The following is a 26,594-nucleotide window of genomic DNA, read 5'->3' on the forward strand; positions in this document are numbered from 1 at the left end:
CGACGACGGATCGATCGGCGCACAGCCCGAGGTGGGAAGGCGCCCACCAAGCCGGTCGGGGCGGCAAGGCCGCCGATGCCCACCGCCTCGGCGGCGACCCGCGCCGCCCCGGCCGAGGGCCGCCGCGCCCGACCTCAGCCCACCGAGCCGCTCTCCCCGCGCTTCTCCTTGGCCAGTCGTTCACCCAGCTCGTCGATCACCAGCGACTCCGACCGGATCGCACCGGAGCGGTAGGCCGCCCGCCCCACCATCTGCGACAACACCGGCGCGGTGATCATCTGGAACAGGCCGACCAGGATCAGCCCGGAGGCGTAGATGAACTCCAGCTGGATCGCGGTGCCGATCAACAGCAGCAGCAGGCCGAGAGTCTGCGGCTTGGTGGCGGCCTGGAGCCGGGAGGTGACGTCGGGGAACCACAACACACCGAGGGCACCGAGGACGCAGAACATCGCGCCCCCGATGAGGCAGATCGAGGACACCACATCCGCGAGGCTCATCGATGCGTCCCCTTCCGCTCGACCATTCGCACGGCCGTCATCGAGCCGACGAAGCCCAGCAGCGTCACCGCGACGAGCAGGGCGATGTTGGAGCCGTCGGCCTGGACGGCCATGCCCACCGCCGTGCCGCCGACGATCAGGATCACGAACACGTCCACCGCCACGATGCGGTCGAGCGTCGTCGGCCCCCGCACCAGCCGGACCACGATGATCAGGCCTGCCACACAGAGCAGCGCCAACGTGATCGCGAAGACGATCTCCATCTCAGCCGTCCTCTCTGCCGGTGGAGCCCCCGGCCCGATCGCCGAGTGCTTCCGGGGTGTCCGCCGACTTCGGCGGCACCAGGTGGTCCAGGGCCAGGACGTCCTCGTCCGATCCGATGGCGAGCACCACCAGGCGCTGCAACCCCAGGACCTCACGCCGGACCCGGTCCGCGTGGGCGCTGTCTCGGAGTCCGACGGCATAGACGTAGAAGACCCTCTGCGATCGATCGATCTGCAGGACGAACTTGCCGGGACCCAGCGAGACGAGGTTGGCCGCGGCGACCACCACGTGATCGATGTCGGAGGGCACCGGCACCGCGATGATGCCCGCCTTGGTGCGCGGGCCGTACCGGATCGACTCCCAGGCGACCTGCAGGGCCGAGGTGAACAGGTCCACCAGCAGCCAGACCAGCAGGTACAGCAGCCGCAGCGGGCGGACCCGCAGGCGAGTCGCGATCGCGGGCATGGGGAAGGTCATCACCACCCCGATCGCGATGATCAGCCCCGCCAGCGCGGTCGGGACGTCGAGCGTGCCCCAGAGCAGCACCCACACCACGGTGAGCCAGAGGATCAGCGGCAACCGCAGCCAGGCGTGGCGACGAGCCTTGCGTGTCATGGTCATCCCGCGTCCTCTCCCAGCACAGCGGTCACGTAGGGGCCGCCGTCGAGCAGGTCGGTGGCGGCGCGGGCGCTGATCTCGGACAACGGTCCGGCGAACACCGCGATGAGCACGCCGAAGACGACCAGCGACCCGGTGGCGACGACCATCGACTTCGACGTCGAGCCGGTGCCGATGATCAGCTCGTCGGTCGGGTCCGGGTCGGCGTGCGGCGCGCGCGCCTTGCCCCAGAACGCCAGGACCCAGATCCGCGCCATGGCGTACAGGGTGAGGAAGCTGGTCAGCACGGCGGCGGCCGTCGCGACGTAGGCCGTCGTCGTCCCGACACCGACGCCGCCCTGGAGCAGCACCAGCTTCGCCACGAAGCCCGAGAACGGCGGGATGCCCGCCAGGCTCAGCGCAGGCAGCGCGAACAACACCGCGACCAGCGGGTACGCCTTCGCGATGCCGCCCATCCTGCGCAGCGCCACCGTGCCGGTATGTCGGGTGAGCAGACCACTGACCAGGAACAGCCCGGCCTGGACGGTGATGTGGTGCACCACGTAGAGGATCACGCCCGCCAGGCCGATCACGTCGTAGAGCCCCAGGCCGAACAACATGTACCCGATGTGGCTGACCAGCAGGAACGACAGCAGCCGGTTGATGTCGTTCTGCGCTATCGCGCCCAGTGCACCGATGATCATCGTCACCAGGGCGATGATCAGCATCAGCGTCCAGCTCTGCTGATGGTCGAAGACCAGGGTCTGGGTTCGGATCAACGCGTAGACGCCGACCTTGGTCAGCAGCCCGGCGAAGATGGCCGTGATGGGCGCGGGAGCGGTCGGATAGCTGTCGGGCAGCCAGAAGTGCAGCGGCACCATCGCCGCCTTGATGCCGAACACCACGACCATCATCAGCGCCAGCGCGGTCTGGATTCCGGGCGGCAGGTCACCGACCCGACCCGCCAGGTCGGCGAGGTTCACCGTTCCCGTCGCGGCGTAGACCAGGCCGATCATGGTGATGAACAGCAGCGACGAGGTCAGGCTGACGATGATGTAGGTCATCCCGGCACGTATCCGGGTGGCCGTGGTGCGCCGGACGATCAACACGTAGGACGCGGCGAGCATGATCTCGAACGCGACGAACAGGTTGAACAGGTCGCCCGTCAGGTAGGCGAGGGCGACGCCCGCACACAGCACCAGGTACATCGGGTGGAACGCAGTGCTGGAGGTGTCCCGACCGTAGTCGGTGATCCGCTGGCCGATCGAGAAGATCAGCACCGCGAGCATGACGACCGCCGAGACGAGCAGCAGCAGGGCGGCCAGCCGGTCGGCGATCAGCGTGATACCGAACGGCGCGGCCCAGCCGCCCATCTGGAGCACGACCGGCCCGTCCCGGTCGGCTATGTACAGCAGGAAGCCCGCGTTCACGGCGATGAAGGTCAGTACCAGCACCCCGAGCATCCGCTGCAGATTCGCGAAGCTGCCCAGGACCAGCGAGAGGGCCGCCGCCAGCAGGGGGAGCAGTACCGGCAGCGCTACGAGCACGTTCACCGAACGGCCTCCTGTTGGTCGTCGGTCTCGGAGTCGTCGTCGTCCTCGTCTTCGGAGAGCCGCTGTTGGAGACGTCGAATTCGTCGGTCCTCGACGTCGTCGCGTACCTCGTCATGGCCGAGCAGCACCGAGGAGCGATAGGCAAGAGCGAGAAGGAAGGTCGACAGGGCGAAGGTGATCACGATGGCGGTCAGGGCCATCGCCTGCGGCAACGGGTCGGTCATCTCCTCGACGGGGACCCCGTTGATGATCGGCGCCCTGCCGGGCGGCCCACCCGCCGCCTGGAGGAACAGGTTCGCCCCGTGGCCGATGATGACGGTGCCGATGACGATCCGCATCAGCGACCGCTGAAGAATCAGATAGAAGCCGACCGAGTACAGGACGCCCAGCGTGAGCGCCAAGACGAGGTTGATCGAGCCCCCCGTCATCGCGCCACCCTCCGCGTTCGCACGAGCTGTTCCTCGATTCCCGCGCCGAGGGTCCGCAACAGGTCGATGACCACCCCGACGATCAGCACGTACACCCCGATGTCCAGCAACAGGCTGGTCACGAACGTGACCTCGCCCAGGACCGGCAGGGTGGCCTGAAAATAGGTGGTCTCCAGCACGACACCGCCGAAGAACGTGGGCACCAGCCCCGAGAGGACCGCGAGGCTCAACCCGAGCCCGATGATCACCGGCGGCCGGAGCCGGACGGCCTCGCGCATCTCCAACGGCCCGCCCGCGACGTAACGCAGGACGAAGGCCTGGCCCGCGACCAGTCCGCCGGAGAAGCCGCCGCCCGCGCGGTTGTGCCCGGCGAAGAGCAGGTAGAGGGAGAGCACCAGGACCGTCGGGAAGAGGAGCCGCACCGCGACCTCGAGGAGCACCGAACGCTCCCGACCGTCCCGCGCGTCGCCTGCGAGCAGCCAGGCCTCTCGCGGCGTGTCCCAGTCCTCCCAGGACAGCCGCCGCGCCATGGAACCGGTCATCGTCGTCCCTCCTCGTCGTTCGTCGGCCTCGAGTCCGGGGACTCCGACCCGTCCGCAGCGGATGAGGCGTCTTGTCGGCCCGCCTCGGTGGGGCCGTTCGCCGAGTCCCGTGCGATGGCCTGTGCCGCCGGGCTGTCACCGACCTCGAACGCGGCGTCCTCCCCCGCCGCGCCGCCGCTGGCGCCTGCGCCGCCCGGCGTCGCCAGCACGGCCTGATCGTCGGTCTCGGGCAGCGACGGCGTCCTGGTCCGGCGGACGGCGAGGATCAGGCTCGCCACCCCGGTGGCCGCCACCGCGAGCACGGTGATCTCACCGACGGTGTCGAAGGCTCGGAAGTCGACCAGGATCGCGTTGACCACGTTGGTGGCGTGTGCACCCTCCGGCGCGTTGGCGATGTACTCCTCGCTGGAGGTGGGCGGCGCCTGCCGCGCACCGGAGAAGATCACCGTGGAGATCGCCACGAAGCCGCCCGCCGCCACCGCGATCACCACCTTCGGCCACCGCAGCCGCTTGGCCGACTCGATCTGGGTGAACCGCGCGGGCAGCTTCCGCAGCACGAACACGAAGGCCACCAGGGTCAGCGTCTCGACGAGGAACTGAGCCAGCGCCAGGTCCGGGCCTCCGTCGACGATGAAGAACGCGCCGATCGCGTAGCCGATCGCACCGGTCAGCAGCACCGCCGTCATGCGATGTCGCACCATCGTCAGGGCGATGGCCGCGATGCACACCAACACGGCGAGCGGGACCTGCACCGCGGAGTGCCAGAGCTGCTGCTCCCCGAGGAACGTGGTGCCGGTCAGCACCGCCGTGCCGGGGATGAACAACATCGTGAGCAGGATGATGCCGAGGTAGGTGGGCAGCGAACCCACCTGGAGTCGGCCGGTCACGCCGTAGGAGATCACCTCCAGCGAGAGGACCGAGCGGTCGTAGAGCGTCTGCGCCTGCAGGAAGTGCGGGATCTGCGGCCCGCTCTCGGCGCTGGACCGCTCACGGAGCCGGTAGAGCAGCACGCCCAGCACCACGACTACCACCGACAGCAGCAGCGGCAGGTTGAATCCATGCCACAGCGCCAGGTAATAGCTCTCGCCTCCGGAGCGGAACGCCTCGGCGTAGGGCGTCACCAGCCCGTAGACCGGGGCCGACCACAGCCCCAGCACCAGGCCGGCGAGCGCCGGGATCGCGGCGGGAAGCACGAGTCCCAGGGCCGGGGAGGGAGCGGCGATCGGCTCGACGCCGGGCTTGTCGCCGAAGGCGCCCCAGACGAGCCGGATGCTGTAGGCGACGGTCAGCACCGAACCGACGACCAGTCCCGCCAGCACCAGCAGATCGACGGTGCCCCCGCTCTCCAGGAGCGCCTGGAAGGCCGCCTCCTTGCCGAGGAAACCGAGCATCGGCGGCAGCCCGGCCATCGAGCCCGCCGCGAGCACGGCCAGGACGGCCAGGCCGGGGAATCGTCTGCCGAGCCCGGACAGCTTCCGGATGTCCCGGGTCCCCGTCTGGTGATCGATGATCCCGACGATCAGGAACAGCGCCGCCTTGAAGAGCCCGTGCGCCAGCAGCATCGTCGCGCCCGCGATGGCGCCGATATAGGTGCCGGTCCCCGTCAACACCATGAGGAAGCCGAGCTGACTCACCGTTCCGTAGGCCAGCATGGTCTTCAGATCGTGTTGGAACAGGGCGCGGACGCCGCCGATCAGCATCGTCCAGATGCCGATCACCGCCACCGGCAGCCACCACGCGGTCTGATCGGCGAAGGCAGGTGCCAGCCGCGCGACCAGGTAGACGCCTGCCTTGACCATGGAAGCCGCGTGCAGGTAGGCGCTGACCGGCGTCGGCGCGACCATGGCACCGGGCAGCCACGGGTGGAACGGGACCTGCGCCGACTTCGTGAAGGCGCCGATCAGGACGAGCACCACGGCGATCGTGACGCCCCCGCCTGCGGGCGGATCGGCGACGATCTCCGAGATGCGGAAGGTGCCTGCGGCGTGGCCGAGCATGATGATGCCCATCAGCATCGTCAGCCCGCCGAACACGGTCACCAACAGGGCCTGCACCGACGAGCGGCGCATCTTCTTGCCGGTCCCGTCCTGTCCGACCAGGAGGAAGGAGCAGACCGTCGTCAATTCCCAGAAGACGTAGAGGCTGATGAGGTCGTCGGCGACGACGAGACCGAACATCGCGCCCGCGAAGGCGAGCAGCAGCGAGGAGGTCCGTCCGATGCCCTCACCGTGCGAGCCGAAGTAATAGACGCAGTAGACGAGGATGAGCGCGCCGAGCCCCGAGACCAGAAAGATCATCAACATCGAGAGCGCGTCGAGACGCAGCGCCACTTCCAGACCGATGCTCGGCGCCCAGGCGAAGGTCTCGACGGGCGCCTCTCCCCCCAACACGGCGGAGAGCCTGCCGAGAGACCACAGCAGTGTGGCGGCCGGGACGATCGCGGCCAGCGCGAAGGCCCAGCGGCCTATCCTGCGCACAAGCATGGGCAACAGGCCCGCAAGCAGCAGGTGAGCCGTCACAAGCAGAAGCACGCGAACCTCCTCCCGCACGGCTCCGCCGCCTGGTCGAGTTCGCTCATCGCTCCTCCGTGACTCGGGTGGATCGCCTGGTCACGACCCACGCAGGCACGTGGCATGGCGGACTGTCAGGTCCGTCGGGCACTGCGCGGGACAAGGGAAATCCTACGGTCGCTTAACCGGGCTTCTTGCATCGGCACAGCCGATCGCCGCCGTTCTCGAGGATCGAGAGCGCGTGAGACTGGTGTGAGGGCAGCGCGGAAAGCGGCGTCGAGCCCGCTCTCACGGTCGACGTCGCCCACTGGGCGCAGGCTTGCGACCTGCACCGATACCGGGTTTGACCCTCTTGCGTCCGCTAAAAGACCTCCGAGGGGACGTACGTCCCCCAGACCGAGCGCAATGCGTGACACACCTCACCGACGGTAGCCCGCGCGACGAGCGCTCGCTTCATGGGGTATAGCACGTTGCCCGTCCCCTTCGCCGTCTCGGTCAGCTCGGCGAGCGCAGACTTCACCTCCGCGTCGTCGCGCTCGGCCCGGAGCCGGGCGAGCCGGGCGGCCTGCGCCTCCTCGATGGTCGGGTCCACGCGCAACGGCTCGTAGGGCTCCTCGACGTCGATGGTGAACCGGTTGAGGCCCACCACGACCCGCTCGCCGCCGTCGATCTCGCGAGAGTTCTGGTACGCGGTCTCCTCGATCTCGGACTTCTGGAACCCCTCCTCGATTGCCGCCACCGCGCCGCCGCGCTCCTCGACCTTCGCCATCAGAGCCAGCGTCGCGGCCTCGACCTCGTCGGTCATCGCCTCCATCGCGTACGACCCGGCGAAGGGGTCGACGGTGGCGGTGAGGTCGCTCTCGAAGGCGATCACCTGTTGCGTGCGCAGCGCCAGCCTGGCCGCCTTCTCCGTCGGCAGCGCGATCGCCTCGTCATAGGAGTTCGTGTGCAGCGACTGGGTTCCGCCGAACACCGCCGCCAATGCCTGAATGGTGACCCGGACCATGTTGACCTCGGGCTGTTGTGCGGTGAGCTGCACGCCCGCGGTCTGCGTGTGGAAACGCAGCGTCAACGACTTCGGACTCGTCGCGCCGAATTCCTCCTTCATGACCCGAGCCCAGATCCGACGGGCCGCCCGGAACTTCGCGACCTCCTCCAGCAACGAGGTCCTGGACACGAAGAAGAAGGCCAGTCGAGGCGCGAAGTCGTCGACCGACAGGCCCGCCGCGATGGCGCCACGCACATACTCGATGCCGTTGGCCAGGGTGAACGCGATCTCCTGCGCGGGCGTCGCCCCCGCCTCGGCCATGTGATAGCCCGAGATCGAGATCGTGTTCCACTTCGGCAGCACCTCCTTGCAGTAGGCGAAGATGTCGGTGATCAGCCGCAGCGAATGGGCGGGCGGATAGATGTAGGTGCCGCGCGCGATGTATTCCTTGAGCACGTCGTTCTGAATCGTCCCGGTCAGCTTCGCCGGGTCGACGCCCTGTTCCTCCGCGACGATCTGATAAAGCAGCAGCAGGACGCTCGCGGGCGCGTTGATGGTCATCGAGGTGGAGACCCCGCCCAGGGGAATGCCGTCGAACAGGGTGCGCATGTCCTCGACGGAGTCGATCGCGACGCCGACCTTGCCGACCTCGCCGTGCGCGATGTACTCGTCGGAGTCATAGCCCATCTGAGTGGGCAGGTCGAAGGCCACCGACAGTCCGGTGGTGCCCGCCTTGATCAACTGGTGATACCGGGCGTTGGACTCACTCGCCGTGCCGAAGCCCGCGTACTGCCGCATCGTCCAGGGCCGTTGGGTGTACATCGTGGGGTAGACACCCCTGGTGAACGGGTAACTCCCCGGTTCGCCGATCCGTTCGGGCGGGCCGGCCTCCTCGTCGACGTCGGCAGGCCGGTACACCGACCGGATCTCGAATCCGGATTCCGCCCGCCGTGCGTCACCCATCATGGAAGCCTTCCTGTGCTGTGGTCGTCGGTGAACCCTCCGTGGCGCCCACGGTCGATAGATCCACGGTCAAGGGTCCCGTGACGTACAACGTAGAGGTCCCGAATTGAGGGGAGAACTAATCCGTGCCCACCAGAAGCACTCCGTCGCCGGATGGTGACCGCCTGATCGCCGGGCGGTATCGCCTGCATCAGCTCCTGGGCAGAGGCGCGATGGGCACGGTCTGGGCCGCCTATGACGAGTTCCTGCATCGTCAGGTGGCGGTCAAGGAGGTCCTGCTGCCGGTGGGCATCCCGTCGGCGGAGGCCGACGAGCTGCGCGAACGCACCATGCGGGAGGCACGGGCCAACGCCGTCCTCTCCCACCCGAACGTCGTCACGCTCTTCGACGTCGCCCGTCACGACGGCGAGCCGTTCGTCGTCATGGAGCTGGTGCCCTCCAACAGCCTCGCTGAAGTCCTGCTCCGACACGGCTCGCTCGCCAGGCAGGAGGCCGCGCTGGTCGCCGACTCGCTCGCCGCCGCGCTGGAGGCCGCGCACCGGGCCGGAATCACCCATCGCGACGTGAAGCCGGGCAACGTGCTGGTCGGGCGCGACGGACAGATCAAGCTCACCGACTTCGGCATCGCCCGCAACGTCGCGGAGACCACGCTGACCGCGACGGGGCTCATGCTGGGCACCCCGAGCTACATCGCCCCGGAGGTCGCCTCCGGTGGCGCGGTCACGCCCGCCGCCGACCTGTGGGCGCTGGGGGCGACGCTCTTCGCCGCCGTCGAGGGACAGCCGCCGTACTCCTCGGGAGCGGACCCGGTGGCGACCGTGTTCGAGGTGGTGCACGGCGCCGTCCCGCAGCCGACCTGCGGCGGCCCGCTGGCCCCGTTGATCAGCGGACTGATGGTCAAGGATGCCGCACTGCGCCTGCCGTTGGCCGAGGTGCGCCGCCGACTCCAGCCGTTACTGCCGGACTCGACGGCGGGCGTCTCGGCGCTGCTCGACGCCGAGGACGAGCACGCGGAGGACGAGTACGCCGAGGAGGAGTACGCCGAGGACGGGGAGTCCGACGAGGAGCAGGCCTGCGCCCGGCCGGTGCAGCACGACCAGCCGCCGACGCGCCCCGAGGAGCCGGGTCACACCGAGGAGGTGCCCCGGGTCGAGGACGACGCCGCCGACTCCGACACGGTGATCATCCGGCGACCCGCCCCCACGGCGGTTCCGCACACGCCGCTGGCCAGTGATCCAGGACCGCTGCCCTTCACCGCGCCCCAGCAGGCGCCGCCACGCACCCGGTCCGCCGCGTTCCGCGCACCGCCGCAGGATCGGACCTCGGCCCACCGGCCCCGACGCGGCCGCAGGCTCACGACGCTGCTGCTGGCGACCGTGCTGTTCCTGTCCGCCGCAGCGGGCGGCTTCGCCATCACCAGGACGCTGGCAGGCGAGACCGCGCTGCCGTCGAGCGGTCGGGACGCGGACGGCACCCGAGGCCCCGGCACGCCCGAGCCCCGATACGAGCGACGCACCGACACCGCAACGGGCGGCGATGACTCGGCCGGTTCGACGGCCGGGCGGTACACGGTGGACGTGCCCGCGGACTGGCTCACCTTCTACGAGCACCGAGACGGCGAGCTCGGCGCGAGCGTCCTGCACCGCTATCTCTCTCCGGACGGCAGCCGGATGATCTCCGTTCAGCGCTTCGTCGGGCTCTACCCCGACGCCGACGTCGCGGGCTACCTCGCATACCTCGGGAACACGTCGACCAGCAGTACCGGCGAGGTGCTGATGCAGAGCGACACGACCCTGGGGACTCACCAGGACGGCGACGAGCCGGATCGGGCGATCAGTTATCGGATGGTGGACCGAGGGCTGACGAGCAATGCCCACCAAGGCGAACTGCGGCGCAGCACCTTCGCCAGTCTGCGGCCGAGGAACGAGGATCTGTGGGTGCTGTCGGTGACGGTGCCCACGGACACGGAGGGGGCGGGCAGCCGCATCTTCGAGCACGTCTCGGACGGCTTCATCCTCCGCTGAGGGCGGAGGCCGAGCCGTGTCACTCGCCACGCCGCCGTCGTCGGACGGAGCCGCGCCAGACCGTGTCCGGCGACATCCGCCCCGCCCACCGCGCGGCGCTACCAGGCTGATCCAGCGCACATCGACGAGACGGGCGACCGACAGCCTCTGAGAGCCTGTCTTCAATCCCCACTTTCCTGTTGCGCGGGGCCGGCGCGGCGACCTGCGGCGTTGTCGTCAGTCACCATGACTCCGCCATCGCTCCCTCCTCCGCCTGGCAGCTCATCCACGCCGATCCCTGCTCACGACTCCAGAGGGATCGAAGACAGGCCGAGAGCCTCTCTTCGACCCCTCTTTCCTGTTGCGCGGGGCCGGCGCGGCGACCTGCGGCGTTGTCGTCGGTCACCATGACTCCGCCATGGCTCCCTCCTCCGCCTGGCAGCTCATCCACGCCGATCCCCGCTCACGACGGGAGAGGGACCGAAGACAGGCTCTAAGCTCCAGGACGTGACCGGCAATGACGCTGTACCTCCCGTGACGACCGTCCCCGCCGCAGGCTCGGCAGTGCCCGAGGTCTCGCCTGCGCCGCCGACCGCGACCAGGAACGTCGACCCGTCCGCCGTGGCCAGCGCGGCGGCGGCGATGCTGGCCGAGTTGACCGGACAGCTCCACCACGAGATCGCCATCGTGCTGGGCTCCGGGTGGCGGCCCGCCGCCGACGTGCTCGGCGAGCCGAGCGCCGAGATCTCGATGAACGAGCTGCCGGGCTTCATCGCGCCCAGCGTCGCCGGTCACGGCGGCACCGTGCGCTCCGTCGAGGTCGAGGGCAGGCACGTCCTGGTGCTCCTCGGCCGCATCCACCTGTACGAGGGCATGGGCGTCGCCCCGGTCGTGCACGGTGTGCGCACCGCGACCGCCGCAGGCTGTCAGACGGTGTTGTTGACCAACGCCGCAGGCGGACTGCGTGCGGGCATGCACGTCGGCCAGCCGGTGCTGATCGGCGACCACCTGAACATGACGGCCGCCTCGCCGTTGACCGGGCCGCGATTCGTCGACTGCACCGACCTCTACTCGCCGAGGCTTCGGGCGCTGGCCGCCACGATCGATCCCGCCCTCACCGAGGGCGTCTACGCCGGAATGCCGGGGCCGCAGTACGAGACGCCCGCCGAGATCAGGATGCTGCGCACGCTGGGCGCCGACCTGGTCGGCATGTCCACGGTGCTGGAGGCGATCGCGGCCAGGGCGGCAGGCGCGGAGGTCTTCGGGCTCTCCCTGGTCACCAACCTCGCCGCAGGCCTCTCTGGCGAGGCCCTCAACCACGAAGAGGTCGTCGAGGCAGGCCGACAGGCCGCGTCCGAACTGGGCGGCCTGCTGCGCGAGCTGGTGATCCGGCTGTGAGCCCGCTGTCGCCGAAGCTGCGCGACGCGGCCTTCCGCTGGATGGCCGACGACGTCGATCCCGAGGCACGCACCGAACTCCAGCGACTTCTCGCAAGCTCGATGGGCGGTGACGAGGCAGCGCACCGGGAGCTGACCGACCGGATGTCGGCGACGCTGACCTTCGGCACGGCCGGGCTGCGCGGGCCGCTGCGGGCCGGGCCGAACGGGATGAACCGCTCCGTCGTCGTGCGGGCCACCGCAGGGCTGGCGGAGTGGCTGACCCGGCAGGGCCACGGCGGCGGGATCGTCGTGGTCGGCCGCGACGCCCGGCACGGCTCGGCCGAGTTCGCCGAGGACGCCGCCGGGGTCCTCGCCTCGGCAGGCTTCGACGCCAGGGTGCTGCCCCGGCCGTTGCCGACGCCCGTGCTCGCGTACGCGGTGCGCGCGTTGCGGGCCGTCGCAGGCGTGCAGATCACCGCGTCGCACAATCCGCCGCAGGACAACGGCTACAAGGTGTATCTCGGCGACGGCACGCAGATCGTGCCGCCCGCCGACCGGCAGATCGAGGCGGCGATCGAGGCGGCCCCCGCCGCGATCTCCGTCCCGCGCGGACGGCCCAGCGGGGTCGTCGACGACTCGATCGTGCAGGACTACCTGGCCGCCGCCTCGGCCGTGACCAGGCCCGCTCCGCCACGTGCGCTCTCGCCGGGCACGACGACGCGAACAACCAACGAACCGGGCACAACAACACCAACAACCAACGAACCGGGCACAACGACACCAACAACCAACGAACCGGGCACAACGACACAGGCGCCCGGCGGGCCGGGCGCCGTCGACCGCGAGGGCCTGCGGATCGCGGCCACCCCCCTACACGGCGTCGGCGGCGAGTCGCTGGTGGCGGCGCTGCGGTCGGCGGGATTCACCGACGTCCGCGTGGTCGCCGAACAGGCGGTGCCCGATCCCGACTTCCCCACCGTGAGCTTCCCGAACCCGGAGGAGCCGGGGACCGTGGACGCGCTGCTGGCCCTGGCCGAGGAGTGCTCGGCCGACCTGGCGGTGGCGTTGGACCCGGACGCGGACCGGTGTGCGCTCGGGGCACGCGGACGCGACGGGGTGTGGCAGATGCTGCGCGGCGACGAGACCGGGGTGCTGCTGGCACATCACCTGCTGTCCACCTTGGACCGCACGGCGCATCCGGACCCGTTGGTGGCGACGACCATCGTGTCCTCTTCGCAGCTCAAGGCGATGGCCGCCGCGCACGGGGTGCGCTACGACGAGACGCTGACCGGGTTCAAGTGGCTGGTGCGGTCGGGAGACGGCGCGGGCACCGGCCTCGTCTACGCCTACGAGGAGGCGCTGGGCCACTGCGTGGCGCCGGACTCGGTGCGAGACAAGGACGGCATCTCAGCGGCCGTGCTGGGCGCGGACCTGGCGGCCTGGCTGCGGGCGACGGGCCGGAACCTGTGGGACGTGCTCGACGAGCTGGCGATCCGCCACGGCGTGCATCTCACCGAGCAGCTCTCGGTCCGGCTGCCCGAGGTCGCCGCCGGAACCCGAGTGATGCGACAGCTGCGCACCGCGACCCCGACCTCCTTGGCGGGCGTCGACGTCGAGGCCGAAGACCTGCTGCCGCGTTCGGACGTCATCGTGCTGCGTGGGGCGGGGCTGCGAGTGGTGGTGCGGCCCTCCGGCACCGAGCCGAAGGTGAAGGCCTACCTGGAGGTGGTCGAGCCCGTCTCGAACGGCCCGGCGGCCGACGGCGGGTCCACCGAGAGCGGCGCCGGAACGCCTGCGGCCGACCCGGCGCGCGAGGCAGGCGCGGGGACCGCGGAACTCGAGGCGGCCAGGGCACGCGCTCAGGGCCGGATCGCCGCGCTCCGCGTCGAGGTCGCCGCCCTGCTCGGCTGAGGTGCCGATCGACGGTCACCACGAGCTCGTGGCCGGTCACCAGGAACTCGAGGCCGTGACGACGCACGTGGATCCGCGCGTCGTCACGGCGTCCGGTCGCCCTCGTCGGACGGCACTCTCGTCCCGCCGGGCGGCTGTCCCGCCCGGTTGCGGCGCCGAGTTCCACCGCCCGGCCGGAACACGCCGTCCCCGGCGTTCGAGCGTTAGCCGTTGAGCATCCGCATGCCCGCCTCGGGGTACCGAGTGCCCGCCACCTGGTCGGCGGGCACGGCCTGCTCGATGCGCGCCAGCTCCTCGGCATTGAGCGTGATGTCCACGGCGGCCGCGTTCTCCTCCAGATAGCGACGCCGCTTGGTGCCGGGGATCGGGACGACGTCCGTGCCCTGGTGCTGCACCCACGCCAACGCGAGCTGACCCGCAGTGACGCCCCGTTCGACCGCCAAGGCCCGCAGCGCCGCCACGAGCGCGAGATTGTGGGCGAGGTTCTCCGGCGACATGCGAGGCTGGTCGACCCGGAAGTCCTCGGCCCCGAAGTCCTCGGTCGCGGTGAACCTGCCGGTCAGGAAACCCCGGCCCAGCGGCGAGTACGGCACCAGACCGATGCCCAGCTCACGACAGGTCGGCACGACCTCGGCCTCGATGTCCCTGGACCACAGCGACCACTCCGACTGCACCGCCGCGATCGGATGCACGGCGTGGGCACGGCGGATGGTCGCGGCGCCTGCCTCCGACAGACCCAGGTGGCGGACCTTCCCCTCGGCGACCAGCTCGGCCATCGCGCCGACGGTGTCCTCGATCGGCACGTTCGGGTCGACGCGGTGCTGGTAGTAGAGGTCGATGTGGTCCACGCCGAGTCGACCCAGCGAGCCCTCCACGGCCTTGCGGACGTAAGCGGGGCTGCCGTCGACGCCCCTGGCCTTGGGGTCACTGCCTCGGATGAAGCCGAACTTGGTGGCCAGCACAGCCTGGTCACGCCTGCCTGCCAGTGCCCGGCCGACCAGCTGCTCGTTGGTGGACGGCCCGTACATGTCGGCGGTGTCCAGCAGGGTCACGCCGAGTTCGAGGGCGCGGTGGATCGTGGCGATGGACTCGGTGTCGTCACCCGGCCCGTAGAACTCGCTCATCCCCATGCAGCCGAGGCCCTGTGCCGAGGTGGTCAGTGCGCCCAGCCTGCGTTCCGGAAAGGTCATGCGGTCGCCTCCTGAGCGTCAGACGTCGGTTGCCCGCCGCGCTCGATCTGTTCGTAATGGGAGATCTTGAAATCCAGGATGTCGGCGCAGGTCTGCAACTCGGCGATCCGGTCGCCGACCTCCTTGCGATGGTCGGCCAGGATCTGCCTGCGGCGCGATGCGGTTCCGCCGCCGAGGAGCCGAAGCCGCGCGTACTCCCGCATCAACCGGATGGGCATCCCCGTGGTTCTCAGCCGAGTCAGGAAGGACAGCCATCGGAAGTCCTCGTCGGAGTACGCCCGCCGCCCGGCGCTGTCTCGCGCCGGGGGATCGACCAGCCCGATGCGTTCGTAATAACGCAGGGTGTCGATCGACAGCCCGCTGTGTGCTGCCGCCTGTGCGATCGAGTAACTCACGTTGAGGACAGTAGGAGCTGGAGTGCACTCCAGCACAAGGCTTCGGGTGTGACCGTCGGCGACGAGATTGTTCCGGATCGAGGGCCTCCGACGGCGGTGCCCGGTCGCCCGGATGGCACGGAGGTGCGGCGACGAGGCCGGCACCCGGCGGAAGATCTGCTGGTCAGTCGGGCTCGGCGGCCTTGGGGACTGCCCAGCCTTCGAGGCGGCCCGCCAGCTCGCGTGGCTCCAGCGTGCCTGCGGAGACCTGCCGGACAAGATCGATCGCGACCTCGTCCTCCGCATCGATCCACCAGCCGTTGATGTCACATAACGTGACCGCCGCGACCCAGCCGAGACGCCAGTTGCCCTCGGCGAGCGGCCTGCTGCGGACCAGCGAGTCCAGCAGCGCCGCGGCCTTCAGCCACAGGGTCTCGTAGGCCTCGATCCCCAGCACGACCGCACGAGGCCGGTGGGCGGCCGCATCGAGCAGGCCGAGGTCACGCACCACCACATCACCGCCGGTGACCGCGGTGGCGAGAACGAAGAGATCACTGGCATCGAGGTACTCGGTCGTCATGTCGGGTGACTCAGGCAGGGCCCAGCCCGTCCAACAGACCCTGATAGCGCGGCAGCACCCGGCCGAGGACCTCGCCCAGCTCGCCGTCGCGCTGCTGCCTGGACCACCGATCGGCCAGCGCGAGCCGGACGATCTCCTGCTTGGACCGACCCTCGGACGCGGCGAGTTCCGCAAGCCTGCGGTTCTCCTCGTCGGTGAGTCGCAGTGTCATCGCCATGCCCGCCATGGTACCGGAGTGGTATCACCGCGCTCCAGGACGATTTCTGCGCGCCACCGGGCGGCATCGGCGTTCGGACCACGGTGGTCCGGCGGCCCCATGGCGGCCGGACGGCCCGCGAGAACCTGCGACGAGGCGCCGAGCCCGACCTCGGTCCGGGCCGTGCCGGCTATCCTCGCAGGATGGCTCGGCCCCGGATTCACGATGACCAGCTGCGGCTACGGCTGCTCGATCGGGCAGGCGAGCTGATCTCCACCCACGGCACGGAGGGTCTGAGTCTGCGCCGACTCGCGGCCGACGCAGGCACGTCGACCACGGCCGTGTACTCGCTGTTCGGTAGCAAGGCCGCCGTGCTGCGGGCGGTGTACATCGAGGCGTTCCAGCGACTGCGCAGGCGGCTCGACGCCGTCGCACGCACCGATGATCCGACCGAGGACCTGCTGGAACTCGGCATGGCCTATCGGGGCAGCGCGCTGGCCGATCCGCATCTGTACGCGGTGATGTTCCAGCGTTCGGGTTCGACGGCACTGGAGGCCGACGAGGCCGCGACCCAGGCCGCGACGGAGGCGATGCGCCCCCTCGTGGCGACCGTGGAGCGCGGCATCGAGGAAGGCCTGCTCGTCGACCGCCCCGCACACGACATCGCCTACGCCTGCTGGGCGATGGTCCACGGTCTCGTCTCGTTGGAGCTGGACGGCGGCTTCGCGGCGGTGGAGGTCTCGGCGGGAATCTGTCGGGAGGCGCTCACGGCGAACATCCGGGGCTGGCGCAGGAGGCCTGCGGCCTGACGGTTCGACCGCCGGTCGCATGGCAGGTCCGGTGCCGCCCGACGACGGTTTCGCCGGTCCCGTCCCGACGCCCCTGCCGACTCACGCCGCCCGGCACCTCGCCCGTTCGCGGCGATGGCCGATCCACGCGGCGTGGTCGCTCGGCTCGGCCGCTCGGCACGGCCGCTCGGCACGGCCGCTCGGCTCGGGCGGAAGGCCGCAGGGTCACGTGAAGGGCACCGGGTGGCTGACCGATGCCCTTCACGCCCGAGACCTACCAGACGAGGCGGCCCGTCGGGGGTCGGGTTCCGGGTCTAGCAGGCTCCCAGGTCCTCCCAGACGCCCCATTCACCAGTGGTGCCCGGCGTCTCGCCCTGCGTCCACCACTTCGCCCGCCATTCGTGGCCGCCGTGGGAGACCACCGCACCGGCGGTGTAGACGCCGGATGCGCTCCACGCCGCCGCCGTGCAGTCGCCCGGCTCGCCGGGCTCTCCCGGCTCCCCGGGTTCACCGGGCTCGCCGGGCGGGTTCGGGTCGCTGGGCAGTTCGCCGTCGAGGGCGGCCATCAGCTCGCCGTCCGGGGTGTCGCCGTCCAGCGACCAGATCATCGCGCCGGACAGGCCGCGCTCCCGGACGTAGTCGGCCTTGCGCACCATCTCGGTCGGGTCGTCGTAGGTCCAGAACGTGCTGCCGTCGAACAGCCAGGCCTGACCGGTGGCCTCATCTCGGTGCAGCGTGGAGGAGCCCACCAACGGCTTGATCAGCTTGTAGTCGTTGATTCCCGCCTCGTACCGGCCGGGTGCCGGACCTGCGGCAGGCTGGTGCAGACCGTCGCCGCCGCCGGTCACGCCGGTCCAGCCTCGGCTGTAGAACGGGACGCCGAGGACGAGCTTGTCGGCGGGCGCACCCTCGTCGAGCCACTTGTCCACGACCACCTCGCCGGAGACGAACAGCGGCCCCGGCTCGTTCTCACCGAGCCGCAGCGCGGACTGGTGGTTGGTGGTCGGGTCCCAGCCGCCGTGATAGTCGTAACCCTGCAGCGTCCCGAAGGTGAGCTGTTCGAAGACCGCGGGCACGTCGAAGCCGAGGTCGACCTTCTCCGGGTCGGCGGGCAGGAACGCGCTGAGCTCATACTCCTTGCCGTGCTCGGCGCCGATCGCGTCGAGCTGGGTGCGCCACTCCTGGAGCAGCAGCGTGAAGTTCTCCCGGTCCTCCGGCCGGATCACGTTGCCCGGCGCGCCCTCGGAGCCGGGCCACTCCCAGTCGAGGTCCACGCCGTCGAAGACGCCGAGCGCGGCGCCGGGGCCGCCCTGCGGGTCGCCGCCCATGACCGGCAGGTCGCCGCGGATCCACATGTCGATGCAGGACTCGACGTGGGCGCGACGGGACTCGGCGGTGGCCGCCGCGTTGGAGAAGTGCTGGGACCAGGTCCAGCCGCCGAAGGAGATCTGCACCCGCAGGTGCGGGTACTTCTCCTTGAGCTGGCGGAGCTGGTTGAGGTTGCCTGCCAACGGCTGGTTGTAGACGTCTGCCACGCCGCTCACGCTCTGCTCGGCGGTGTAGCGACGCTGGTAGTCCGCCCAGGCATCGCCCTGCCCGAGCTGGTTGGCCTGGAAGCACTCGCCCTGTTCGGTGATGTTGCCGAACGCGTAGTTGATATGGGTCAGCGATGCGGCCGACCCCGAGGTGTCGATGTTCTTGACCAGGTAGTTCCGGTCGTAGACACCCCACTGTGTGAAGTAACCGATCTTGCGGTAGCCGTCCTGGTCGAGCGCGGCATCCGAGGTCTGGGACGCCTGCGTCATCGATTCAGGACTGCGCTCCTGCGCCGTCACGGGAAGGGTGGTGACGCCCGCGGTCAGCAGGGCGGCGGCGGCCAGGACGGGTAACTGCCATCGACGTCTCGGTCTGGACATGGACACTCCTAGCGATTCGGGACCGGACCGACCGGTGCGGCGCCGAGGCCGGGCAGCTCGCCTGGCCGAACGGACGCAGGGCTCGGTCGGGGAACGCTTGAGAATCAGGTGCCGGGAAGGCGGTGTGGCGCGCCGAGCGTGGGGACACCGCTCGACCAAGGAGGCTCCGGGAAGTGCACTGGCTCTCGATCGATGATCTGACGATGTGGTCCAGACCACTCCATGTCAAGGTCTAGACCAGTCGCCTCACTCGATCGGCCCAGCGAGATCGGCCGGACAACGGGCGGACGTCGCGGTGGACGGCGGCTTCTCCGGTTCGGGCGGACGTGCACCGGACCGGGGCGGCAGGCGACCGGGCTGGGCGAGGCGGCGGGCGGCGGAGACGCGGCGCGCGACGTCGTCATCGGGCCGTGGTCCGGCCCGGAGGCCCCGGCTCTGGACGGCCGGGGCGGGCCGGACCCTGGTGAGAACGGCAGGAGTCGGATTCGGCTCGTGGAGAACCGGGCTCGTCTTCTAACCCGGCGCCGGCGTGCGGCAGGGAGACGATCCTCGCCCTCGGCGACCGAGGCACACCCCCGGCCGCCGGGGCGGAACAACGGACGTCAGACGGCGCCGTACTGCCGATCCCCCGCGTCGCCCAGGCCCGGGACGATGAAGCCCGACTCGTTCAGACGCTCGTCGATGCTGGCGGTCACGATCCGAGGCGGTGCCGCCATGGCACGCAGCCGCTCGATCCCCTCCGGCGCGGCCAGCGCGCACAGCGCCGTGACATCGGTGGCGCCGCGATCGGTGAGCAGGCGGATCGTGTACTCCATCGATCCGCCGGTGGCCAGCATCGGGTCGAGCACGAACACCGGGCGGCCCGAGAGGTCGGCGGGCAGCGACTCCAGGTACGGGGTCGGCTGGAGGGTCTCCTCGTCCCTGGCCAGGCCCACGAAGCCCATCTGCGCGTCCGGGATGAGCTGATGCGCCTGGTCGGCCATGCCGAGACCCGCCCGAAGCACCGGCACCAACAGCGGCGGATTCTTCAGCCGGTACCCGTCGGTGCGGGCGACCGGGGTGTGCATCCGCTCGGTGACCACCGGGGCGTTCCTGGTGGCCTCGTACACCAGCATGAGGGTCAGCTCATGCAGTGCCGCCCGAAAGGTGGGGCTGTCGGTGCGGGCATCCCGCATGGTGCTGAGCCTGGCCTTGGCCAGCGGGTGATCCACGACGAGCAGGTCCATGACCGGATACGGTAACCGCCCGCGCCACCCGATCGGGCGAGCGCGAGGGCGGCGAGCGTCACGTCCGGTGTGTCCCGCCGGGTCTGTCACGGCGCCGGTCGCCCGAGGCGACGGTACGCAGGCTCGCGTGTCTCCCCCCACACGCGGCGCCGCCCGCCCAGGTCTCGCACCGTGGCCGCGCTCGGCGCGCCGCCACGCGAACTCGGTGCCCATACGAAGCTGACTGCCACAGCCGACCCGGCTGTTCCTGAGTTCAGCCGGGCAGCCCCGACTCTCCGGCGATCCGCTCGCGCAGTTCCTCGGCGCCAGCGGTAGCAGGCAGGCGGGTGCCGATGGCGCCGATGCTGTCGGTGATGCGTACCGATCGGACGCCGTCTGCGACGTCGAGGAACTCCGTCCAGGTGGCCAGGGCCGCATCGACGGCGCCCTGGGCGAGCTGGATTCCACCGAGGTCTGCCAGGACGAGGGCGCGGCTGCGGCGGCGGTCCAGGCCGTGGATGTCCAGGGCGAGGTGGAGGTGCTCCGCTGCGGCGCGGTGGTCCCCCAGCCTCGCAAGGATCATCCCGGCGTCGTGTGCCCAGCGGCCATGGCTGTAGTGCGAGGCCCAGGACCGACCTGGTGTGGTCGGGGCGGTCTCGATCGCCGCCTGCGCCGCACTCAACAGCCGAGATGCGGTGATGCGGTCCCCGGCTGCCGCAGCGGCGCGGGCATGGGTGGTGACGTAGTACGCCCTGGCCTTCGGGTTGGCGAGGTCACGGCCGCGTTGCGCGCAGGCCTCCGCGACGGCCAGTGCGGTCGGGATGTCGCCTGCGTCGGTAGCGCGTTCGGCCAGACCGCGTAGTGCGGTGGCCGCGAGTTCCTCGGCCCCGGCCCCGACTTCGGTGGCCAGGCGGTAGCTGTGGTCGTAGTACCGCGCGGCGAGGTCGTCGGCACCGGCGTCCCGGGCCATCCAACCGGCCAGGTGTGTCAGCTCGGACGTGGCGGCGCGCAGTTCCCGTCCGACGCGGTCGGTGTAGCGGCCTGCCAGCCATGGGCCGACGTCCTCGACGAGGTAGCGCACGGCCAAGTGACGGGCGTGTCCCCCGCCCAGCTCTGCGGCGGCGTCTCCCAGGGTGGTGGTCATGGTGCGGATCGCGGTCACCTCGCCCGCACCGACCCGCACCGATCCGGTAGCACGGCTCAGCTGACGGGACACCGCGTCGGGATCGGTCAGGCCCAGCATGCTCAGGCTTGCCGCGCTGGTGGCAGTCAGGAACCCGCGTCGGTCCATGATGTCGATCCTCGGCGAGAGCCAGTGTCGCAGTCACGGCGTCAGCAGGCGGATCGTCAACGAACTCGACACCCAGAATCCGCTCCAGGTAAGGCAGCCCGTCACCACCGACGCCGACGCCGCCCGGACCGTCCCCGAACGTCCCTACACCCACCACCAGGGCGTGGCCCCACCGACATGCGCTCCCCCCGCCGTGATCCACCTCGGGACGGGCATTCCGCACAGCGAGGAGATCCGGCAGGGCAGTTACACGCCAACCACCGCCACCCCCGGCGACCCGGACATCCCGAGTTCGGTGGACTGTCTGGGTTGGTGTGGTCGTTGAGCACCTGTGTGGCGAGCGCGATCACGGCCTCACACTCGGGCGGTACGGGCTCGGGCGCTTGGGGTTCATGCGTCCCCCTGCCCTGACGCCGCCTCAATCTCGGTCATATCCTCGGCCGTCAACCTGATGTGCTGCGCCGCAACGTTTTCACCCAGGTGCGTACGGTCAGAGGTACCAGGGATGGCCGTGATGGCTGGGGAGTGGTGCAGCAGCCACGCGAGCGCGAGTTGTGCCGGGGTGGCGTCGTGTTTGGCGGCCACAGTCGCCAACTCGCCGACCGCGCGGGTGAGCCCGTCGGAGGCAAGTGGGGCGTAGGGCACGAACGTGATTCCGGCGCGTTCGCAGTGGCTCAGCACGTACTCCGACGCGCGGTTGGTCAGGTTGTACTTGTTCTGTACCGCTTTGATATCCACGAGCCTGCTTGCCTCGCGGACCTGCGACATGTCGACTTTAGATAGTCCGATGTGGCCCAACTTGCCCTCTCTCTGCATGTCGGCAAGCACGGCAAGTTGGTCTTCCATCGGCACGGCCGGGTCAATGCGGTGCAGGTAGTACAGCTCGATTCGTTCAATCTGGAGTCGCCGCAAGCTCATCTCGACGCATTGGCGCAGGTACTCGGGACGGCCACACGGTGCCCACTGGTTCGGGCCTTGCCGGGTCAGGCCGCCCTTCGTGGCGATGGTCAACCCCTCGGGGTAAGGGTGCAGTGCTTTGCGGATGTATTTCTCTGCGGTGAACGGGCCGTAGGAATCGGCGGTGTCGATGTGGGTCACGCCCGCATCCACCGCGTCCCGAAGAACCTGTATCGAGTTGGCCGGGTCGTCGGCCGCGCCCCAGTGGCCGGGGCCGATCAGTTGCATGGTCCCGAAACCCATGCGGCACACCGGGTCCGGCATCATCGCTGGGCCTCCTTCGCGGGCGCGAAGAACGTTGTCAACCGCTCCACGATGCGCGTGGCGGCGTGGTGAGCGGGTTGGGTGCAGTCCACCCGCATCACGTCGAACCCGGCGTGTATCAACCGCTCGGTGGCCTGGGCGTAGAAGTGGATCTCCGCGTGAGCGCTGCCGGGGCGGAGCTGGAACCGGTTGTGTGCTCCGCGCTCTCCGAGACGTTGCGCGATCACAGCCGGGTCGGCTTCCAGGATCACCGCAAGGTCGGGACGGTCGGCCTCGGCGTTGAGCTTCCACAGGAAAGCCGGGTCGATACCGTCGAACCGTTGCACCACCAGACCCGAGGGGATGTACCGGTCAACGATCACCGTTGCGCCCTCGGCGAGCTTAGGCCGGATCTCGGTTTCCACATGGTGATAGCGATCGGCGGCGTACAGGCACGCCAGAGCCCGGCCGGTAACGGTCTCGGTCAACTCGCGCGCCAACGCGCCGATAGGACCGGTAGAGGGTTCGACCGTGGTGTGCACGGTCTCCCCGGACGCAACTAGCAGTTGCGCCAAGTGCTGCACGACAGTGGACTTACCCGCGCCGCTGGGGCCGTCCACCGAGACGAACAACCCACGATCGCGGTCAGAAAAGGGACGGAGTGTCATCCTCGCCCCCTCCCGGTTTGTCGCGCAGCTCTTCCAGCGTCAGCGGGCGCATGTCCTGCCGGGTCGCCAGGCGCACGAACAGCCGCGCAGTCACCAACGTGTCGTAGATTGCGCGGTGCGGCGCGAGTCCATCGGGCAGCCCCTCGGCCAGCTCGAACGCGTCCACCAGAGCGCCGAGCTTGTAGCTATCGGCGTCCGGCAATAGGCGACGGGCGAGTTTGAGGGTGTCGAAGATTTCCGGGCATTCCCAATCCCCGAGCTTGCGTTGCAAGACCCCGACATCCACATGGGCGTTATGCGCGATCAACCCGTCTGCCCTGAGACCGTGCGCGTTCAGCGCGTCCAACACGTCGGCCTTGACGTCATCGAATGTCGGGGCGTCGGTCACGTCGTCGTTAGTGATGCCGTGAATCTTGCGCGCGAAATGCGTAATGGGCCGATCAGGCTTCACCAGCCAACTCGCCGGCTCACCAATGACACCACCATAGATTGGCACCGCCGCCAGTTCCACAAGGTCTGGGGGCTGCTGGCCGTTGCCTTCCACGTCCACGACTACATAGGTAAGGCTCGTCCAATCAGTCATTTCCGCTGGTTTCCTTCCATCCGATCTCAGCCCGCCCATGCCGCCGGTTGCGGTGCGGGTGGGCTACATCGTGGACCTGAAACCCGAGCGCGTGTTGGAGGTAGTAGCGCGGCTGCTCCGTGTCCAAACCCGCCACCACTACCGCCTGCTCGCTGACCTCGACAACCTCCAAGCCGCGAGCCTCCGGCAGCGACGCGGCGGCATGCCGGAGCTGGTCAGCGGTCGGCACACGGTGCGCGCCCGCACACAGTTCCACCTGCGACAGCGGGCAGATATCGCATAGCTCCCGGATGCCGTAATGCCCGTTGTAATCGGACAACCCGTGCGCATAGGACACCGCACACGACGTTTTGCGGAACAACGGAGCCGACGCCGGAAACGCCGCCAACACACGCTTTTCGAGGGTCTCGGGAACGATCTTGCGCCGCGCTGTCTCGTCGTACGGCTCCGGCAGGCCGTTCGCTTTGTAGTAGTCGGCTATTTCGGCGCGGTAGAACAGGCCCGTAAATACCGTGGCGTCGGCGTGCTCCCCCAATTCGCGGGCCGTCGTCAGGTGCTCGTCGGAATCGTTGAGGCCCGGCACCAGCGGACGCCAGTACAACACCGTCCGGTACTTCCGCCGTGCCGGAGCGCTCATTAGTTTCAGCGACTCCGCCGCCACGTGGGACGGGTACGGTTCGATCTGCTTGTTGTCGATACCCGAGTACGTGAACAACAACGTCACCTTGACGTGCCGAAGCTGGTTCAACCGGTCTACGTCGGCTGGCTTCATCTGGTGCCGGGTAATCACCAGCACGTGATTGGTAAGCCCGCGCTCATCCAGGTCTTCCAACACCGCGAACGTATGCGGCCGGACGTTCGGCAAGAACGGGTCAGTGGCCCGGTTGAACACCTGAACCGGCGTCACGTGCGGCTGAAAGTAGCGGTGTCCCACCAGCTCGGCCACCGCGTCCGCGTCCGACATCAGCGCGCGGGGCTGCCGCGCATCCCACAAGCCGTAGGTGTGCCGGATGCAGTACGCGCAGTCCAACGGGCACCCCTGAATGTGGTTCAGGCTCAATCCGGACTTGCGGTACTCCACCACCTCACGCGCACGCGCCGGAAGCCGCTCAACCTGCTCCCGCGCCAACAACGGAACGAACGTCGCCACCAGGCCTCCCGAAGCTCCCCCGCCGATTGCGGGACACGACGGGAGCCTAAGCAGGCAAAACACACAAGGCGAGAATTATTCTCGAATATTCAGCAGATTTTCGCGAGATTCAGCGGCGGAGAATCACTCACCCTCCGGCGACGCTTCCGAAGCGAGCTCATCGGCCACGCATGTGATAATTTCTCGCGCAGAGCGCCCATAGGTTGCAATCGCCGCGAATTGTTCAAAGATTTTGCTGTATAGCGCAATTTCTGGAGCTTGAACTAAATTTAGTTCGGCAGAAAATGTTTCGATTAGAACCCGCTCATTGTCGCGGAGCCAAAAGCCATGCCACGGGCCAACCACGTATTGAGCGCTGGAACTAATTACGCCAAGACGAACATTAGGCAATGTCGAAAGAGAAACGAGGCGATCCAGTTGGGCGAGCATGACATTAGGCGCAGACAAACGCAGCCGCAGGGCAGCCTCCGTGATAACAAAATGAAATCGCTTATCTTCGCGATATAGCAACTCTTGCCGCCTCATTCGAGCTCGCACCGCTTCGCCAATATCGTTATTGGCGTTATAGAGAATGACACCTTGCGCCATGCGCGCCCTCGCATACGCTGCTGTTTGCAGCAAGCCCGGGATAACCGTTGCCTCAAAGGCGCGAAAAACTCGGGTTTTTGCGTCTAACTCAGAGAGCTTTTGTTGATGGGGTTGCAGCCCAGGGTTTAGAACGCGCTGCCACTCTGCGTGCTGCGCCTCAAGCGTCTGTAGCGCTGTTAGCAGTTCTTCGGTTTGCGAACCGCTATCGGTAATCCTAATCCAGGCTCGAATATCCTCGGGGCTAGGCGTTTGTCTGGCAGTCTCCAGCTTGGATACCTTAGACTGAGGCCATGACAGCGACTCCGCAAGCTGCATCCCCGTCAGGCCAGCACGGCGACGCAGCTCACGGAGTCGCTTACCCAAGGCGACACGTGCCTCATGAACGTTGGGCGCGCCCGAATTGTTCTGCGGTGGCAAATTCATCCCGTCTTACCGCGTGATGCCAAGCAACATCACGCCAATAGTTGTGTTGGACAATCTCGGCAGAGTCACCAATGAGTTCACCGCCAACGAAACGATTGTCCTCACCGAATTCCATTCGCAAGAGTTGGCGCGAGTCGAACAACCAGTAGTCGCTGTCAGGCAGCCCTGCCTCCTGGGCACTTTCATGGGTGATATATCGAATATCCTCACCTGCCGCAATATTGTGCTGAGCAATAACATAGCTCCATCGATTGTAGTCACTCAGCGGCAGAGAAACTACTCGCACTCGCATGAAACGCCGCCCTTCAGCTGTCGCCTCTCGCACCATTGACAGCCAATCTTGCATCCACGGCAACTCGTACGGTTCACCTGCTAGGAATTTTTCGTACGACTCGCGCTCATATGGTGGCGCATAGGTGGCCCTGACCTCCAGACGAAAAGCCGTATGCTCAAACGCTCGAAATAGTTGTCCGAACTCTGGGCCGGGCTCGATATACCGATTCAGAGTTCCCCCTCCTGATACCTACGTACCCAGTACTTCAAAACTTCTTCTGGAACCTCGACAATGCCTTCACCGGGAGGAACCGGCCCCACATCGGCGCGGGCTTGAACGTCGGTCACGTTCCAGCCCTGCACGATGTAGGTCTTACGGTCGGTGCGATCCGTCGCGAATAGCGTAGGCGAGTCACCCACGTTGGACTCTGGATCTTTCCCGAGGAACCTAGCGCGCATCTGCGCCTCCCTAGAATATTCGAGACTATTCACCTTATGTTGGCGTATCACGCGCGGGAGGTCAACCGCTGAGCG

Annotated in this window: 27 protein-coding genes; 5 read left to right on the plus strand and 22 right to left on the minus strand. The window is 68.5% G+C overall.

Features of this window, described 5'->3' with window-relative positions:
- Positions 1-134: 134 nt before the first annotated feature.
- From mnhG to UA74_RS27410, 8 genes are all read right to left on the minus strand, one after another.
- Positions 135-497, minus strand: coding sequence for a monovalent cation/H(+) antiporter subunit G (mnhG, locus tag UA74_RS27375; RefSeq protein WP_075742777.1), 363 nt, complete (start codon positions 495-497; stop codon positions 135-137).
- Positions 494-760 (minus strand): monovalent cation/H+ antiporter complex subunit F, encoded by a 267-nt coding sequence (locus UA74_RS27380; protein ID WP_075742778.1) that lies wholly within the window; start codon positions 758-760, stop codon positions 494-496. Before UA74_RS27380 ends, mnhG begins: the two co-directional genes overlap by 4 nt.
- 1 nt (position 761) lies before the next feature.
- Positions 762-1,382, minus strand: coding sequence for a Na+/H+ antiporter subunit E (locus UA74_RS27385; RefSeq protein WP_232237504.1), 621 nt, complete (start codon positions 1,380-1,382; stop codon positions 762-764).
- Entirely contained in the window at positions 1,379-2,911 is a 1,533-nt protein-coding gene (locus UA74_RS27390; protein WP_075742779.1) for a Na+/H+ antiporter subunit D, read from the minus strand. Before UA74_RS27390 ends, UA74_RS27385 begins: the two co-directional genes overlap by 4 nt.
- Complete coding sequence (locus UA74_RS27395) at positions 2,908-3,339, minus strand: Na(+)/H(+) antiporter subunit C (RefSeq protein ID WP_075742780.1); 432 nt, start codon at positions 3,337-3,339, stop codon at positions 2,908-2,910. Before UA74_RS27395 ends, UA74_RS27390 begins: the two co-directional genes overlap by 4 nt.
- Positions 3,336-3,881: an MnhB domain-containing protein gene (locus UA74_RS27400; RefSeq protein WP_075742781.1), complete on the minus strand. Its 546-nt coding sequence runs from the start codon at positions 3,879-3,881 to the stop codon at positions 3,336-3,338. Before UA74_RS27400 ends, UA74_RS27395 begins: the two co-directional genes overlap by 4 nt.
- Positions 3,878-6,412 carry a hydrogen gas-evolving membrane-bound hydrogenase subunit E gene (mbhE, locus tag UA74_RS27405; protein ID WP_083684169.1) on the minus strand — a complete coding sequence of 845 codons (2,535 nt, stop codon included), beginning with the start codon at positions 6,410-6,412 and terminating at the stop codon, positions 3,878-3,880. The genes UA74_RS27400 and mbhE overlap by 4 nt, the downstream gene beginning before the upstream one ends.
- Positions 6,413-6,752: 340 nt before the next feature.
- The gene (locus tag UA74_RS27410) at positions 6,753-8,345 is read right to left on the minus strand and encodes an acyl-CoA mutase large subunit family protein (RefSeq protein ID WP_232237505.1); all 1,593 of its coding nucleotides are present in this window, start codon (positions 8,343-8,345) and stop codon (positions 6,753-6,755) included.
- Positions 8,346-8,467: 122 nt separating this feature from the next.
- Between UA74_RS27410 and UA74_RS27415 the strand changes: the two genes are divergently transcribed.
- From UA74_RS27415 to UA74_RS27425, 3 genes are all read left to right on the plus strand, one after another.
- Positions 8,468-10,366: a serine/threonine-protein kinase gene (locus tag UA74_RS27415; protein ID WP_257787490.1), complete on the plus strand. Its 1,899-nt coding sequence runs from the start codon at positions 8,468-8,470 to the stop codon at positions 10,364-10,366.
- 600 nt (positions 10,367-10,966) lie between these two features.
- Positions 10,967-11,743, plus strand: a complete 777-nt coding sequence (locus UA74_RS27420) for a purine-nucleoside phosphorylase (protein WP_075744303.1) — start codon at positions 10,967-10,969, stop codon at positions 11,741-11,743.
- A 41-nt stretch (positions 11,744-11,784) separates the two neighbouring features.
- Positions 11,785-13,635 (plus strand): phospho-sugar mutase, encoded by a 1,851-nt coding sequence (locus UA74_RS27425; RefSeq protein ID WP_404800005.1) that lies wholly within the window; start codon positions 11,785-11,787, stop codon positions 13,633-13,635.
- A 203-nt stretch (positions 13,636-13,838) separates the two neighbouring features.
- On the opposite strand, the gene UA74_RS27430 is transcribed toward UA74_RS27425, so the two are convergent.
- The 4 genes from UA74_RS27430 to UA74_RS27445 form a co-directional block, all read right to left on the minus strand.
- Positions 13,839-14,825, minus strand: a complete 987-nt coding sequence (locus tag UA74_RS27430; protein ID WP_075742784.1) for an aldo/keto reductase — start codon at positions 14,823-14,825, stop codon at positions 13,839-13,841.
- Positions 14,822-15,220, minus strand: a complete 399-nt coding sequence (locus UA74_RS27435; RefSeq protein WP_075742785.1) for a MerR family transcriptional regulator — start codon at positions 15,218-15,220, stop codon at positions 14,822-14,824. The genes UA74_RS27430 and UA74_RS27435 overlap by 4 nt, the downstream gene beginning before the upstream one ends.
- A gap of 163 nt (positions 15,221-15,383) precedes the next feature.
- The gene (locus UA74_RS27440; protein ID WP_075742786.1) at positions 15,384-15,779 is read right to left on the minus strand and encodes a type II toxin-antitoxin system death-on-curing family toxin; all 396 of its coding nucleotides are present in this window, start codon (positions 15,777-15,779) and stop codon (positions 15,384-15,386) included.
- 10 nt (positions 15,780-15,789) lie between these two features.
- The gene (locus UA74_RS27445) at positions 15,790-15,996 is read right to left on the minus strand and encodes a ribbon-helix-helix protein, CopG family (RefSeq protein ID WP_075744304.1); all 207 of its coding nucleotides are present in this window, start codon (positions 15,994-15,996) and stop codon (positions 15,790-15,792) included.
- A 182-nt stretch (positions 15,997-16,178) separates the two neighbouring features.
- On the opposite strand from UA74_RS27445, the gene UA74_RS27450 reads away from it, so the two are divergent.
- Positions 16,179-16,784, plus strand: a complete 606-nt coding sequence (locus tag UA74_RS27450; RefSeq protein WP_075744305.1) for a TetR/AcrR family transcriptional regulator — start codon at positions 16,179-16,181, stop codon at positions 16,782-16,784.
- Between the two features lie 293 nt (positions 16,785-17,077).
- On the opposite strand, the gene UA74_RS27455 is transcribed toward UA74_RS27450, so the two are convergent.
- The 3 genes from UA74_RS27455 to UA74_RS27465 all read right to left on the minus strand — a co-directional run bounded on the left by UA74_RS27455 (position 17,078) and on the right by UA74_RS27465 (position 21,175).
- Entirely contained in the window at positions 17,078-18,679 is a 1,602-nt protein-coding gene (locus UA74_RS27455) for a glycosyl hydrolase family 18 protein (protein ID WP_075742787.1), read from the minus strand.
- 602 nt (positions 18,680-19,281) lie between these two features.
- Positions 19,282-19,905 carry a uracil phosphoribosyltransferase gene (upp, locus tag UA74_RS27460; RefSeq protein ID WP_075742788.1) on the minus strand — a complete coding sequence of 208 codons (624 nt, stop codon included), beginning with the start codon at positions 19,903-19,905 and terminating at the stop codon, positions 19,282-19,284.
- A 253-nt stretch (positions 19,906-20,158) separates the two neighbouring features.
- Positions 20,159-21,175: a transcriptional regulator gene (locus UA74_RS27465; RefSeq protein WP_075765724.1), complete on the minus strand. Its 1,017-nt coding sequence runs from the start codon at positions 21,173-21,175 to the stop codon at positions 20,159-20,161.
- Here UA74_RS27465 and UA74_RS32495 point away from each other — a divergent pair.
- Positions 21,174-21,500 carry a hypothetical protein gene (locus UA74_RS32495; RefSeq protein WP_157442335.1) on the plus strand — a complete coding sequence of 109 codons (327 nt, stop codon included), beginning with the start codon at positions 21,174-21,176 and terminating at the stop codon, positions 21,498-21,500. The genes UA74_RS27465 and UA74_RS32495 overlap by 2 nt on opposite strands.
- A 65-nt stretch (positions 21,501-21,565) precedes the next feature.
- On the opposite strand, the gene UA74_RS27475 is transcribed toward UA74_RS32495, so the two are convergent.
- The 7 genes from UA74_RS27475 to UA74_RS27505 form a co-directional block, all read right to left on the minus strand.
- A complete protein-coding gene (locus UA74_RS27475; RefSeq protein ID WP_075765728.1) occupies positions 21,566-22,399 on the minus strand; it encodes an aldo/keto reductase in 834 nt (277 codons plus the stop codon).
- On the minus strand, positions 22,396-23,043 hold the full coding sequence (gene tmk / locus UA74_RS27480) for a dTMP kinase (protein ID WP_075765730.1): 648 nt from the start codon (positions 23,041-23,043) through the stop codon (positions 22,396-22,398). Before tmk ends, UA74_RS27475 begins: the two co-directional genes overlap by 4 nt.
- The gene (locus UA74_RS27485) at positions 23,021-23,626 is read right to left on the minus strand and encodes a 3'-5' exonuclease (RefSeq protein ID WP_075765732.1); all 606 of its coding nucleotides are present in this window, start codon (positions 23,624-23,626) and stop codon (positions 23,021-23,023) included. The genes tmk and UA74_RS27485 overlap by 23 nt, the downstream gene beginning before the upstream one ends.
- Positions 23,619-24,776, minus strand: coding sequence for a radical SAM protein (locus tag UA74_RS27490; protein WP_075765734.1), 1,158 nt, complete (start codon positions 24,774-24,776; stop codon positions 23,619-23,621). The genes UA74_RS27485 and UA74_RS27490 overlap by 8 nt, the downstream gene beginning before the upstream one ends.
- 123 nt (positions 24,777-24,899) lie before the next feature.
- On the minus strand, positions 24,900-25,787 hold the full coding sequence (locus UA74_RS27495) for a helix-turn-helix domain-containing protein (RefSeq protein WP_075765736.1): 888 nt from the start codon (positions 25,785-25,787) through the stop codon (positions 24,900-24,902).
- Positions 25,741-26,292, minus strand: a complete 552-nt coding sequence (locus tag UA74_RS27500; protein ID WP_075765738.1) for a DUF6879 family protein — start codon at positions 26,290-26,292, stop codon at positions 25,741-25,743. The genes UA74_RS27495 and UA74_RS27500 overlap by 47 nt, the downstream gene beginning before the upstream one ends.
- Positions 26,289-26,519, minus strand: a complete 231-nt coding sequence (locus UA74_RS27505) for a hypothetical protein (RefSeq protein ID WP_075765740.1) — start codon at positions 26,517-26,519, stop codon at positions 26,289-26,291. Before UA74_RS27505 ends, UA74_RS27500 begins: the two co-directional genes overlap by 4 nt.
- Positions 26,520-26,594: the final 75 nt, after the last annotated feature.

It is taken from the genome of Actinoalloteichus fjordicus, assembly GCF_001941625.1.
In the GTDB taxonomy this organism is placed as follows: domain Bacteria; phylum Actinomycetota; class Actinomycetes; order Mycobacteriales; family Pseudonocardiaceae; genus Actinoalloteichus_A; species Actinoalloteichus_A fjordicus.